At 41.1% G+C, this 12,970-nt stretch carries 17 protein-coding genes and 1 tRNA gene; 4 read left to right on the top strand and 14 right to left on the bottom strand.

All coding sequences use genetic code 11. The annotated features are described in order from the left end of the window. Window positions 1-331 precede the first annotated feature (331 nt). Window positions 332-2,707: an ATP-binding response regulator gene (locus LW728_RS05150; RefSeq protein ID WP_287765538.1), complete on the top strand. Its 2,376-nt coding sequence runs from the start codon at window positions 332-334 to the stop codon at window positions 2,705-2,707. A gap of 408 nt (window positions 2,708-3,115) precedes the next feature. Here the strand turns inward: LW728_RS05150 and LW728_RS05145 are convergent, their stop codons facing one another. The 9 genes from LW728_RS05145 to LW728_RS05105 all read right to left on the bottom strand — a co-directional run bounded on the left by LW728_RS05145 (window position 3,116) and on the right by LW728_RS05105 (window position 8,106). Next, window positions 3,116-3,475 carry a putative toxin-antitoxin system toxin component, PIN family gene (locus LW728_RS05145; RefSeq protein ID WP_287765536.1) on the bottom strand — a complete coding sequence of 120 codons (360 nt, stop codon included), beginning with the start codon at window positions 3,473-3,475 and terminating at the stop codon, window positions 3,116-3,118. Next, the gene (gene vap15, locus LW728_RS05140) at window positions 3,453-3,689 is read right to left on the bottom strand and encodes a type II toxin-antitoxin system VapB15 family antitoxin (protein WP_287765534.1); all 237 of its coding nucleotides are present in this window, start codon (window positions 3,687-3,689) and stop codon (window positions 3,453-3,455) included. The genes LW728_RS05145 and vap15 overlap by 23 nt, the downstream gene beginning before the upstream one ends. Window positions 3,690-3,798: 109 nt before the next feature. Beyond that, a complete protein-coding gene (locus LW728_RS05135) occupies window positions 3,799-4,002 on the bottom strand; it encodes a hypothetical protein (protein WP_079205616.1) in 204 nt (67 codons plus the stop codon). A 50-nt stretch (window positions 4,003-4,052) separates the two neighbouring features. Further along, the gene (locus LW728_RS05130; RefSeq protein ID WP_002732780.1) at window positions 4,053-4,358 is read right to left on the bottom strand and encodes a helix-turn-helix domain-containing protein; all 306 of its coding nucleotides are present in this window, start codon (window positions 4,356-4,358) and stop codon (window positions 4,053-4,055) included. After that, on the bottom strand, window positions 4,355-4,729 hold the full coding sequence (locus LW728_RS05125; protein WP_287665943.1) for a type II toxin-antitoxin system RelE/ParE family toxin: 375 nt from the start codon (window positions 4,727-4,729) through the stop codon (window positions 4,355-4,357). Before LW728_RS05125 ends, LW728_RS05130 begins: the two co-directional genes overlap by 4 nt. A gap of 434 nt (window positions 4,730-5,163) precedes the next feature. Continuing rightward, a complete protein-coding gene (locus LW728_RS05120) occupies window positions 5,164-5,460 on the bottom strand; it encodes a helix-turn-helix domain-containing protein (RefSeq protein WP_002731911.1) in 297 nt (98 codons plus the stop codon). Further along, window positions 5,453-5,845 carry a type II toxin-antitoxin system RelE/ParE family toxin gene (locus LW728_RS05115; RefSeq protein WP_287765531.1) on the bottom strand — a complete coding sequence of 131 codons (393 nt, stop codon included), beginning with the start codon at window positions 5,843-5,845 and terminating at the stop codon, window positions 5,453-5,455. Before LW728_RS05115 ends, LW728_RS05120 begins: the two co-directional genes overlap by 8 nt. Window positions 5,846-6,096: 251 nt before the next feature. Further along, window positions 6,097-7,575 (bottom strand): caspase family protein, encoded by a 1,479-nt coding sequence (locus LW728_RS05110; protein ID WP_287765528.1) that lies wholly within the window; start codon window positions 7,573-7,575, stop codon window positions 6,097-6,099. A gap of 3 nt (window positions 7,576-7,578) precedes the next feature. Next, window positions 7,579-8,106: a hypothetical protein gene (locus LW728_RS05105; RefSeq protein WP_287765526.1), complete on the bottom strand. Its 528-nt coding sequence runs from the start codon at window positions 8,104-8,106 to the stop codon at window positions 7,579-7,581. A gap of 89 nt (window positions 8,107-8,195) precedes the next feature. Between LW728_RS05105 and LW728_RS05100 the strand changes: the two genes are divergently transcribed. Then, window positions 8,196-9,002, top strand: a complete 807-nt coding sequence (locus LW728_RS05100) for a hypothetical protein (protein WP_287765524.1) — start codon at window positions 8,196-8,198, stop codon at window positions 9,000-9,002. 260 nt (window positions 9,003-9,262) lie between these two features. Here LW728_RS05100 and LW728_RS05095 read toward each other — a convergent pair whose 3' ends face one another. Together LW728_RS05095 and LW728_RS05090 are read right to left on the bottom strand one after the other, a co-directional pair. Further along, a complete protein-coding gene (locus tag LW728_RS05095; protein WP_159253755.1) occupies window positions 9,263-9,583 on the bottom strand; it encodes a hypothetical protein in 321 nt (106 codons plus the stop codon). 11 nt (window positions 9,584-9,594) lie between these two features. After that, entirely contained in the window at window positions 9,595-9,717 is a 123-nt protein-coding gene (locus LW728_RS05090) for a hypothetical protein (protein WP_002800399.1), read from the bottom strand. Between the two features lie 152 nt (window positions 9,718-9,869). Here LW728_RS05090 and LW728_RS05085 point away from each other — a divergent pair, with 152 nt between their 5' ends. Next, complete coding sequence (locus LW728_RS05085) at window positions 9,870-10,085, top strand: hypothetical protein (protein WP_002800398.1); 216 nt, start codon at window positions 9,870-9,872, stop codon at window positions 10,083-10,085. Between the two features lie 76 nt (window positions 10,086-10,161). On the opposite strand, the gene LW728_RS05080 is transcribed toward LW728_RS05085, so the two are convergent. The 3 genes from LW728_RS05080 to LW728_RS05070 all read right to left on the bottom strand — a co-directional run bounded on the left by LW728_RS05080 (window position 10,162) and on the right by LW728_RS05070 (window position 12,352). Beyond that, window positions 10,162-11,586, bottom strand: coding sequence for an AAA-like domain-containing protein (locus tag LW728_RS05080; RefSeq protein ID WP_287765521.1), 1,425 nt, complete (start codon window positions 11,584-11,586; stop codon window positions 10,162-10,164). A gap of 189 nt (window positions 11,587-11,775) precedes the next feature. Further along, the gene (locus LW728_RS05075; RefSeq protein WP_002800396.1) at window positions 11,776-12,123 is read right to left on the bottom strand and encodes a YkgJ family cysteine cluster protein; all 348 of its coding nucleotides are present in this window, start codon (window positions 12,121-12,123) and stop codon (window positions 11,776-11,778) included. Window positions 12,124-12,280: 157 nt separating this feature from the next. Beyond that, window positions 12,281-12,352 (bottom strand) — tRNA-Val (locus LW728_RS05070). 81 nt (window positions 12,353-12,433) lie between these two features. On the opposite strand from LW728_RS05070, the gene LW728_RS05065 reads away from it, so the two are divergent. After that, entirely contained in the window at window positions 12,434-12,970 is a 537-nt protein-coding gene (locus LW728_RS05065; RefSeq protein WP_002800395.1) for a metal-binding protein, read from the top strand.

The raw sequence follows: 12,970 nt of genomic DNA, 5'->3' as shown, positions 1-12,970 counted from the left end.
CTCTGTCGAGAAGACAACCCCCTCGCCATCAGATCGGCGAAGTTAAAGTTAACTTTGCTTTTTGGCAGTGGGTATTGTAGTTAATTGTAATCAATGGGGAGGCTGTCTAGATCAGCGAGCGTCATAATCAAGGTAGATTCAAGTTCTAGGACTACTAATAGTTTGGCCATCAGTTTGTTAATTATGCCCTAAAGTTACCGCCACCGCCCACCCAATTATACTAAATCCAGTTATCAAAGACTGATTATCTATTTCTCTTTTGCCTTGTGCATGAGTGCCTTTTGCCTGTCCTGATATGTAGCCTATACTCAACGGATTTAGTATTATCCCCATGCCTAGCGTTACCCTCAGCCTCCATCACTTTAATCAATCCGTTACTACCTGTGAATTAATTATTGACAGGGCCAGTCTTTTAGATTTAATTAACAGGGGCAATCCAGAAGCGATCGTGGTGGTGGATGAGAGGTATTGTCCCCTAGGACTGATTGAGAGTCAAGCCCTGATCGCTTACCTCCTCTATCAGCAACAGCACCCCGAAACTAGAAACCCCTCCTCCAACTGTCTGGATCTGAGCGGTTGGCTGCGCCCGATTATCCCTCTTGACGCTCGCATGGCCGTGAGTGAGTTTCTGACAACCCTGACGGGAGAAGCGATCGCCCTAGCCCCCATTTTAGTGGATGCTCAGGGCAAACTGTTAGGACGCCTAGACACGGGCAAACTTCTCCAATTTTGTCTCGGGCGCTCGATTCTCGATGATCCCCCTCCGCAGCCCCGCATCAGCGATCGCATTCCCCCCCCCCGCAGCGATCGTCCTCTGAAATTTCTGGAACAATTACCGCTGCCGCTGCTGCTCTACAGTCCAGAAGCGGGAATTTTATACCAAAATCAGGCTTGGTGTCAACAAATCGGGGCAGCTTTCCCCGCTAATATCGATAACTCTCCCTTTGCTTTAGTTAATGACCCCTTAACCCTCCCATCCCCCACTCCCCCCCTGTTTCCCCAACGTCTAGAAACAGTGACATCGGGTTTAACCAAGACTTGGCGCCTGTTGTCCGTGCCGTTAAATTTAACGGATAATTATCCCTTGATCGAGAAAGCTTCAGGACTGTGGTTACTGTTAGCCACCGATATCACCGAACAACAGCAATATTGTCAGGAATTAGCGGTTAAAAATGCCGATCTAGTCCATTTAAATCGTCTTAAGGATGAATTTCTCGCCTGTGTCAGCCATGAGTTTAAATCGCCCCTCACCGCCGTGATCGGTCTCTCCAGTCTGCTGCGGGAACAAAAAATCGGTGAACTTAACCCCCGACAGTCCAAATATGCCGATTTAATCTATCGCAGCGGTCGCCAGTTGATGGCTTTGGTCAATGATCTCCTCGATTTAACCCGCCTAGAGACAGGACAACTACAATTAACTTTCACTAGAGTCAAAATCGATCGCCTCTGTCAACGGGTTTACGATATCATCGTCGATAAGTATCCCCAACGTCTCGATCTCCCCAGCAGCTATCGTCTTGACATCGAATCCGGGTTAGATTATGTTCTGGCCGATGAAGCCCGTTTGCAACAGATGTTAGTGCATTTGTTAGATAATGCGGTAAAATTCACCATTGATGGCGGTAATTTGGGCATTAAAGTTAATCGTTGGGAAAATTGGCTGGCTTTTACCGTCTGGGATACGGGGATCGGTATTCCAGAAGAATCCCAGCATCTGATTTTTCAGAAATTCCAACAGCTAGAAAGTCCTTTCACCCGTCAATTTGAGGGTGCGGGTTTAGGTTTAGTCCTCAGCCAAAAATTGGCACGCTGTCACGGTGGTGATCTATCCTTTGTCTCCAAGGCCCAGGAAGGCAGTCAATTCACTTTACTGCTGCCAGTTCATCCCCAAGGTGCAGACCAAGAGTCCGCCACTCCCCAGCGTCTGGTGTTAGTGGTGGAAGCTAATCCCCAAGTTATCGAACAGTTTGTCGATCGCTTAAGTGAATTGGGATTAAAAGCCATTATCGCCCGTAGCGGCACTGAGGCGATCGAAAAAGCCCGTCAGTTAAAACCCCGTTGTGTTTTTCTCAATCCCAATCTACCCCTCTTGTCCGGTTGGGATGTGTTAACGCTGCTGAAATCCCATCCCCAAACCAAAGATATAAAAGTTATTGTCACCGCCGCCGATTCCGATCGCAACCGCAGTCAACAGCAAGGGGCCGATAGTTTTCTGGTTCCGCCGATCACCTCGGCAGCTCTGCAAGCTTGCCTAAATCTGACCGTTTCCCCTGTTCCTAGCCGAAAACAGCGCACTGCTCCGACTCTGCTGCGTTTACACGGTCATTATGCCCCCAATTTCTCCGATTTATCTTCCTTTAGCTGGATTTGGAATAATCAATTAGTTCGGGAAAATTATCGTTTTATCGAGGCCGATAGTTGCGAACAGGCGGAACTTTTAGCTACTGTCTGGGAGGTGGACGCTATCTTAATTGATAGTTCGATCGCAGAAGATTTATACTCTTATCTGCAAACCTTGAGCAAGTCGGAAACCCTAGCTAATTTACCCCTAGTCACCCTTGATGTGGCTGTCACCGAGGTGGCTAATCAAATCCCCGGTTTAGTCGTTTTTCCCTGTTTGGCCCCCCCAACGGAAAACCGCATCGAACAGCTATTAAAGGTAATCGAGACTGCTGATCTGGCTTTTTCTCGCCACAAAGAACAGTAAAGGCAAGTCAGGCAAGTCTTGGGAATACAAGCAATGTCGATGCTCTAGCCCGATTTTCCCCAGAAGTTGGCGCTAAAGCGTAACTACAAACCTTAACTCAACCTAGAGATTATTAACTCAATTTTCTCAAAAAAATCGACCAGCCGTTAGGTGAGAAAAAGAGAAGAACCGAGAACATTAACGCACCCTACAAATTAAGATGGTGCGTTACGGCGCGATCATAATTTAATTAGGGCTTGCTGAAAAAGTTTTTCGTGGGGGTAGGGTGTGGGGTGTGGGGTGTGGGGTGTAGGGTTTTACCGATTTTGAGGGGGTCAATTACCTAATTTTCAGGGAAAAAGTCCCTGAATTTTCCACCCGATCACTCCCATATTTGGTACTTTTTGATTGACAAAAAGTCTAGAAGTCTTATTTAGTTATTCCAAATTGTTGCAAAATTAATAAATCTTGATCGCCTGTAATTAAAAAGTCAGCTTGACTATCTTTGGCTAAGGCTAAAAGGTAGTTATCTTTAGCGTTTCTACAGATATTAATTTTTGATTTAGTCTCAATACATAACCCAATTATGTTTAAAAGCTCAAGTAACTCTTGAACTTTTCTTTGGGAAAAATGCTTTTGTAATTTTGGTCTTTTGGTAACAAGGTTAATCTCATTAAGTAGCTGTGGAGAAAAAATCGGCAGAAGAGTTTTGGCTAACTGTTTACCAATAAGAAAGCTAATCCAAAGGTTAGTATCAATAATAACTTTAATTGGTGGCTTGTTGTCCATAAATTTCAGCCCTAACTTCCTCCACTTCTTCGGTAATTGTCTCTAAGGAAAGCTCATCAGTTTTAAAATTTTCTAGAAGTTGGGTTAATTTTTGATTTAAAGTTTCTTTTTCGAGTTCTTTACTGAGTTTTATTTTGTCACTTTCTGGGAGTTGTTTAACCAAATCTAAAATCTGGTCAAAGTTTAAGGTTAGTTGGTAAGTTTTTTGGTTCATTTTCTCAAATTATTGTTGATTGATAAAGTTTAATTGCTCGCAGTGCATACTCAAAACAACGTTCCCGAATATCTATTTGTTTCTTCTATTCTTTTTGATAATTCATAATTCATAATTCAAAAGAAAGGTCTGGTTCAGCTTCTATACAACCGATAAAGTCAGACCAATCTTCTGTTCGCTGCTCTTTCATTTCCTGTGGGTTGGGAGAATATCGTTTTTTGAGAATATCTACAAGTTCAAGAATAGTCTGTTGTGCGTCGGGGGGAAGGGACGCAATATCTTCTTCAATTGTTTCTAGGTTTATCATTGTCATTGTTTAAATGCGCGACAGCTTATTCTCATTGTAGCAAATTACTGAAACAATTAGGCTGAAACTAATTCAAATTTAACCTTTATTTTTAGGGCTGTAGCGATGAGATTTAGCAACAAAAAAGAGTTTCCTTCATAGTCAGCATTTTCTAAGGCTTCAATAATAGATTCATCAGTATTAATTAATTCTGCTAAAGCTTTTGTTGAAAGATGATGTGTTTCCTTAATCTTAAATATTTTTCTGGCTACTTCGTCATCAATACGAGCCTTTTCTAATTCTAATTGACGTTCTGGATTATTAGCATAATAACGTTGGTAAAGAATTTGTAAGCCATCGGCTGTCGTTTGGTGTGTATTCATATCAACTCCTGAAAATAGGTGTGTAATTCGGGATTTTTTTCAAATTTAGCTTTGTTTTTAATTGCTTGCTCGATTTCCAGTGGTAGAACTTCTTTTTCTTTAATTATACCATGACAAATGACCACAGCTTTGTTTTTATAAAAGAAATAAAGAATTCTATAATTTATTCCTTTAAAATTAACTCTCAATTCATAAATTTTGTCCCGCAAAAAGTCTGCTTCTGGTCTGCGTAATTCATATCCTAGTTCTGCCAGTCTTTGTAATTTGATAAAGCATTTGTTTTGAGCTTTGCCAGGAAGACTATCAAGCCATTCTATAATTGGTATATTACCTCTTTCATCTTGGTAAAAAATAAGTTGTATTTTTGGCATATTAAAGCTTTTATATATGTGAGTTTTCTAACAAATGATAAATTAAATAGTGTCAAGTATCGAGTTCCCCAAAAGCTGATGTTTCCGTGAGCAAAACTCCTAAAATTAGACTTGACAAAAGACCTGAGATCGTTATATTCTACAGGTAACAAGCTTTTAAACGAGAGAGCCACGCCCCACGCACCAATTATATCATTCATTCTACCTGAATATCAAACAAGAACTAGAAACCTGTTACTAGGGAGAGATTACTGCGGGGGGATATTCGGTAGCAGTTAAATAATCATAATAAAAACCACTCCAGACACAGTAGCGGCTCTTGTCGGGTGCGTTAGTGATAGAGTAACACACCAATTTTCTTAAGATGGTGCGTTACGGCGCGGTAATAGTTTAATTATTAACAAATCTCCTTTAAATACGCGCAAACACGCACCCTACAAGCTACTAACAAGGCTCATTTTGACTCGTTGATTAAGGGCAGTGGCAATTTTTTGTAGCATTATTAGGGGATTGTCTTGATAGTCAGCGTCTTCTAGATCTTCAATAACGGATTGCTCAACATGGATTAGGTCGGCTAGTTGTTGTTGAGTTAATCCAGCATTCATACGAGCGTCATAAATCAATTGTGCGATTTCTGAGTTGAGGGATTCTAGGGCAATTTGTTCTTTGATTGTGGGATCGTCTGCAATCATTTGGTGAATGATTTTTACGGCATCTGTGGTTTTAGGCATTGTTTATTTCTCCTTGATAAGTATGAAGTTCTGGATTTTGTTTAAATTGTGCTTTTCTTTGGATAATTCTCTCGATGTCTTGTGAGGGAACGGCGGAAGTTTTTTTGATAAGAGCATGACCAATAATTGCTATATTTTGACCATGATAAAAATAGATGATTCGATATTGTATGGTTCCCTGTTTGGCTCTAAGCTCCCAGATATCATTTCTGAGATAATCGGCAGCAGGGCGGCGCAGTTCATGACCTTGTGCGGCAAGTTGTTCGATTTTGGTTATACATTTGGCAAATCCTTTTTTATCAGTTTTGAGTAATTTCTGAAGCCACTCAACAACGGGTGAGATGCCTTCTGCTTCTTGATAAAAGATGATTTTTGTCTTTGGCACGTTTCTTTTTAAATAGTATGCGATGAAAAATCAATAAATGCAATCAGGTGATGGTGATGGGTATCGAATTGCTGGATAGCTCATAACCTCGTTGAAAAGAATTATGCGATCGCCACTTGTTTATCCCCTAAATTAAACTTAGAAATTCCGCGATAATAGACATCAACATCGTTAAGTATCGAGTTCCCCAAAAGCTGATGTTTCCGTGAGCAAACCCCCTAAAATTAGACTTGACAAAAGACCTGAGATTGTTATATTCTACAATCTACAAGTCGCTCTGCAAAAAAAGTCTTTCTACTCCAATCTTCATATCTACTAGAATAATATAACTTTACGTCAGTTTCCTCCCATAGCCTACCATACCCACCTCCGAGAGGGAGGTGTCCTTTGGGTGCGATTGCAGGTGCGTTTGTACCCCAGGTCAAGTCCTCATATAGTTTCCCCGCCGTTATCCTCCCCTGTAGCTGCCAGCCCACTGCATCACGAAAACGACGATAAGTTTCTAGATTAAAGCTTCCGGGGGTATTCCCTGTCTGCTTATAAATCGCCAATTGTATAGAAAAGCCAAACTTTCCTCCTGAAGCATTTAACCATTCTTGATCAATCATTCGTAAATCCTCACAGGAAAACTTTCGGAATGATTCGTCATTAAATCCACCATAATCTTGTCTATTAGCAGCAGCCATCATTAAATCCCAGGTTTTTTCATCAGCTTCTTTCCATTTCTTCTGTTGTAGGAGTTGTCGAAGGTTGGTATAGTTCACTCCTGTTGACCTCGATATAAGAGTAGTTCCTGGCTTGAGGACAGATGAAGGGGTTGGTTTTGGCGTTGGTACAACAGCAATAGATGGGCTAGGTTTAGGAACAGGTGAGCTAGTCACAGGAGGAGGGGTTGTTTCAGTCTTTTGATTAAAAGCAAATTCTCCTATTAAAGAAGATGAAGTCCAAGGAACTTGATAATTATTAGTATTTTGGACAACATCAGAGCGTACTTTTCGCAGCATTGAATCCACTTCCATATTGGGAGTTTTAATATATTTCAATAAGTAGGAAGTAAATAATCCATTCCGTCCAGTACCATCACTAGCGACTTTTCCCGGTGCAGTGGCAAAAGCAATTAAAGTTCCTGATGTTGCTTGCGATGGTGCTGTTAATCCCCTGCTAGATGAACGCCAAAATTTACGAAAAGGATTATCCCGACAAGCATCTAAAATCACAATATTAATTCGATTACCCGCATCTTCCATTCTGCCGAGTATTTTCCCCAAAGGCATTGACTCATACTCAACATCTTTTTCATATTTAATCTGAGCATTAACAGGAATAAGATAATTTTCTCCTTCTACCTCCATTCCATGACCTGCATAATAAAATAAACCGACATAACCTTGATTAATCCGAGTGAAAAACTGATCGAGAGCATCATCCATTTGTCGTTTAGAAGAATCCTTGAGCAAAATTACCTCAAAACCTAATTCCTTCAAAGCATTAGCCATATCTGTGGCATCATTAAGGGGAGTTTTTAGTTTTCCCACTGTGTAATTAGCATTACCAATTACTAACGCGATTCTTTGCTGCTGTTGTGTGTTTGGACGATTTTGGGTAACAGCTTGATTGATGCCCTTAAATGGCAAAAATTTGCCTCTCTCAGGAGACATCCACATCGCAACACTTAGGATAGTTGTTGTGATGATTAAATAACCCAGAAGTTTAAGACGAGAGATAGACATAATTTATTTTTTGTGCATAGTAAAGGCTTCTAATGTCATTTTTTGAGGCGAGTTAAAATTAATTTTAGATAGTACATGAACCTTGTCTTTGATATTAAGTAGCTTTTGTAATTCTTCAGGTGTTAATACCCTATTTAAGTTGACTTTAGCCGACTGGGGAGGATTTTGTAACCTGAAAGCTGTGACAGGAACTCCAGGCCAAGTTTTAACATAACCTCGGATACGAGAAGGAAGAGGTTCACCCTCAATCCAGACATCTCCTTGAAATTCTATCGATTTAACTTGATTCAGAGGAACTGTTTCTGAATCACCCCCCGCCGACAGTCTCAAACTTGCCTGATTAAAAGCTGTTAACCGTCCCGTCAGAGGATTTCCCCGCTTGAGTACCACCGTCGCCTTATCCGGTACAGCCACCTCTAACGCCGTTTCCTGACTGCGGACAGAACCCTGAAGCCATTCTAACCGCCTATCGCTTGCTACTCCCAGCAACAGCAAAGAGAAAATACTCCCCCGCAAAATAGCTTTCATCATCCGACTTAACCCCTCAATATCGAAATAAATAAGAGATGATAGAATTTTAACATCTCCTTTTTCACTTCAACCATCCCAAGCAGTTTGTCATGACTGATCCCGACAATTCCTCAGAATTTAATCCTCTCGGTAAACTAATTAGTGTATTGGTTTTATTAGCCGCTGCTCTTTACTTTACCGGCTGGATTTATCGCTGGGCATACTTTAGCTTTTTTTACCTCGAAGTTACGACTCTGAGTCTTCCTAACGAATCCTTTTATTTTGCCGCTTTTCAAACATTTTTTGGAGACCTTTGGGCAATTCCTAGAAAAATCCTATTTTTATTGGTGATTATAGGTGCTACTGTCATCACCTTTGCCGGACAAAGATGGCTGATAAAATATCTGAAAAGATTACCGATTGCTTTGAGTAAATCCCAAGCTAAGATCGTTGATTTTTTATCATCCCTATTGAATGAATTTATTATCGTTATTTTTGTACTGATGGCTCTTTTTTGGCTGGCAACCTGGCAAGCAAAAGATGATGCTTGGAAAGATGCTGTTAATGAAACCTCCGCTTTACCGATTGTCACGATTGTTATGCCTCAAGATGCCAGCTTAGGACGAAAACTTAATAATCCTTTAGAAAGTCGTTCCACAAAAACTAACTTACCTAATTTTAGAATTATCGGCGATCTTCAATCCTACAAACGTTTATTAGATAACGAACTTAACGATATTAGTAACCCTGATAAACCGAGAATTTGGCGACTGTTGCTCAAAGGCAATGGTTATTCCTATATTTTCCCAGCGTTACCAAAAAAAGAAGCTAAATTAACCTTTCCCGTCGTGATAGTTTATGAAAGAGATAACGGTGTTCAATTGACAATTCTTAATTCTTCCATCTCCCAACCCTAGCATCTAAAACATAAGTAGGTAGGTGTTAAAAGTTGTCAGTTCCCCCCTTATCAAGGGGGGCAGGGGGGATCCCCCCGCCTATCGGCACCCCCCTTATCAAGGGGGGCAGGGGGGATCAGTAGAGGATGATAAAGTGTTGAGTCGGTCACAAATCCGGTCAAAAAACCCAAATTAATAATCCGCCGTAACGCACCAATTCTATCATTAATTCTACCTGAATATCAAACAGGAACCAGAAGCCTGTTCCCCGGCAGTGGAAGTTAGGGGTTGCTAACAGGGGGAACAGTGATGACAAAGCGGATAATAGTTCCGATAACTGCTGTTGCCAAGATGGTGATTAATGCCCAAATTTGGGCTTTCTGGGAGCCTTTAATCTCTTTTAAATCACCTTGTAATGTGTTGAATTCTCCCTGTAATGCCTTGAGATCTCCCTTTACTTCGGCCTCGAATCTGACTTGAACAATCCTGATCTCTGTGACATCTTTCTGGAGCGCGTCTAGCTTCTGATTGGTCTCTTTAAGATTCTGATTAATCTGGTCTAGGATTTTTCCTAAATCGGTTTCGATGGTGGGGCCGCTCATGGGTTAGACTCCTAATTAATTGGTGCTGTTGTTTCTGACTTAGATTTCAGTGTTTGAACAAATTGTAAAACTTTTTGTTGCTTTTCCAGTGTCAGTTCTCGCCATTGTTCAAGTATTTCTTCTTCTTTACCCATAAATACCTCGCTCTTCAATTATGAATTGTTGGGTTTTGAGCAAGGCTCATTAATAAAAACCACTCCAGACACAGAGGAAACAAAGATCATATCATTTTGGGTTTGCGGTGGACGTTGTAGAATAGAGAAAACCTACTACGCTGATAGATACCATGCCCTCTCCTGCTATTACCACGATCATCAAGATGGTTGAGTCTCTGCCTGATGAGCTTCAAGAGCAGTTAGTAGAGTATGTTCGAGCTTATATTGCAGAAATTGAAGAAGAAAAACGATGGGATCAGTCGTTTAAACAGACGAAGAATAATCTAGTCGCAGCAGCCCAAAAAGCCAAAGAAGAGATTGCAGCAGGATTGTCCGCACCGAGTTGATTTTCCTTGAGGATGTTTATGGTGATAACTTTAGCACTCCTAGCCTGTGTTAGCCGAGCGCCTAACGGACTATAAATTACATAGCATAGCGACTTTTTTCGGAAGTATCAAAGCGAGCAAGCGTAATTTTTTTGGCGAGGATAGAAGTTTTTCGAGGCAAAAAAACAGAACGTTGCCGGAAATATTCGCCAAAATATTGACGGTAGAGAGGACAACTGACTCGGCAAAACTTACCTTGTCGGTGAATTAGTCCGAGACTTTCTAGGTGAAAAGCTGCCATTAAATCAATTTCTATGTCTTTTTCCGCCATCACCACCTTAGCAAAGATAGCCGCTAAATTGCCCTTTAAGTATTGCAGATGCCAAAGTAAACGTTTAAGATGGCCTGCAAAAATATTATTTTCCTCGCCGATAGAAGTAGCCAAAATGCTTTCTAGGCTACAATTACCCCGAGCAAGATGATAGCAAGCAAGACGAATTAAATAGGGATTACCCCCTAGAAATATCCGTAATTTTTCGCAGTCAAAATTCTGATCTAATCCCTGTCTTTGACTTAATTCTCGTACTTGTGCGCTGGTAAAATTAGGCAATTCGATCGGTAAACCAAGACTAAAAGGAGATTGATAGATATCTGAGGTTTTATCAAGCTCCTGTGCAGGGGAATAGGCAACAATTAAACGTAATTTTTGCCAGAGAGGTTTGTTTTTGCCTTCCTCGTGCCAGAGGTGCAGAATACTAAAAAATTCTTCCCTTAGCTGTGGATAGGATAAAAGATATTCAAGATCATCAAAGGCAAGCACTAAAGGGCGATCGAGATGGGAGAGAATATGCTTTTCTAGATAGATTTTACAGTTAATTTTACCCCCCAGGAAGTCATCCCAATCCTGTGGGAGATGATTATCTAAATCTAACTGGCGACTAATACTAACACAAAGCCAACGCAGCCAGTGATTTAAATCTTGAAAAATTGAGCTTTCTGCTAACCGAAAACTGAAATAAAGTGTATGGTATTGCTGTTGTTGAGCATAATTAATAATTCTGGCCATCAGGGAGGTTTTTCCCATTTTTCTGGGTGCGTTAATCCGGATAAGACTCCCCCCGCGCAATATCTCTTGATAACAAGTCTGTTCTAGATTATTTCTGTTGATATACAAGGGGGAATCGAGGGGGACTTGTCCCTCTGGTAATTCAGCCAATAGTTGAGGATTAATACTATTAGTTTCTGGTAGGTTAGGACGATAATAATCGCTATTTTCTAAAGTTAAATTAAAGGCTTGAAAACAATGTTTCAAGGTTTTTTTATCCACTCCCGATTCACAAGCGAATACCTTCATCAGAGTATCTACCCCTAAAAGAGTTTTCTCGCTGAGGACTTCTAGGGTGAAGCGATGACCGCAATTATCCCGATATTCCGCTTCTTGTTTAGCAGTAAGTAATTTTTCTAGTCCCGTGGTGGTGAGGATAACCCCGCGTCTGCGGTGCTGTTTTTCCGGTTTTTCCATGATATTTTTTCCCTGTCCTGAACCCAAACTCTGCACCTCTAGAGGTTTTGAGTTTCCTATAGACTTCTCCTCAACAGGGAAACAATCAATTCCGTAATTTTACTGGTTTAGCCATCAAAAAGCTAGGAAAAATAACCAGACCACTTATTTTCTTCCCCGTCCGAGTTATTTCTGGGATGGGGGTAAATCTTAGCCTACTTGCTGACGATAGCTATTCATTTCTAGGCTATCTTCCCCATAAAGATCCTCAATGTGTTCATGACAACAATCGATCGCAAATTGCTCAAATTCTCCCGGTTCAATTTGATACATTTTGGCAAAAATATCGGGTTGAACACGACAAAATTCTGGTCTCTGGTCATAAATGGTACAGAGACGGGTTTGGCGATCAAAGTGTATACACCAACCTTCTTCCCCCACCATGCTGAGATATTGACTTAATTGTGCGGGAGTCAGATATTCTTCTAAGTCAGGACGCTCGTCGGGATTTAGTTGACAACAAGCTCCACAATTTTTAATACATTTCCAATTGGCCATATAACCGCTGTGCTGCGATGAATTAATCCTAGTACCTACTGACTAGCTTACTAGCAAATAGTCCCAATTTTGCCTTCCAGCAACAATTCCCCTCAATAGTTTTAATCTCAACCTGCGATCAAGAGTGAAAGCTTGACGAGGCAAGAATCTAATAAAATGGGCGTTGTAAGGGTCGAACTTACGGCATCCTGCTTGTAAGGCAGGCGCTCTACCACTGAGCTAAACGCCCGAATCAATTTCGCACTTTCTCAGCATAACATATATTTTCAAAAAAGTATATTATTTTTTTGAGCGAGTTAATTTTTTTCCGATGCCCTCTGGTCGAACTCACGATCGCATTACCCTAATTTTGCTGCCACCGATTGCGGGGGCGAGTTTTTTGGTCAGTGGCAGTGGTAAATTAACCCTGTTACTCTTGGCCAGTTATTTGTTTAGCGGATTCCTGTTTGGACCAGATCTTGACATCCACTCGGTACAGTACAAACGTTGGGGTTATCTGCGCTGGTTGTGGCTACCCTATCGTTCCATGATCCGTCATCGCGGTTGGTTATCCCACGGTTTATTGATCGGCACAATTTTTCGGTTATTTTACTTCGGTAGTTTTCTTTTACTAGCGGCGATCGTCATCATTCCGCTCCTGCAAAGTTTCTGGGGTATAGACTGGGATTGGCGACTGTGGCCGCAGCAAGCGATCGCATTATGGCAACAGTATCCCCGGGTAGCGATCGCTATTTTCCTTGGTTTAGAATTAGGGGCAATGAGTCATAGTTGTAGTGATTGGATCGGATCGGCCTACAAACGTTCTCGAAAAGTGGCTCAAAAACCGGTAAAAAAGAAAAAACGTTAA

It is taken from the genome of Microcystis sp. 49638_E5 (assembly GCF_021300285.1).
In the GTDB taxonomy this organism is placed as follows: Bacteria; Cyanobacteriota; Cyanobacteriia; order Cyanobacteriales; family Microcystaceae; genus Microcystis; species Microcystis aeruginosa_C.
This window is presented reverse-complemented; position numbering and strand designations above follow the sequence as displayed.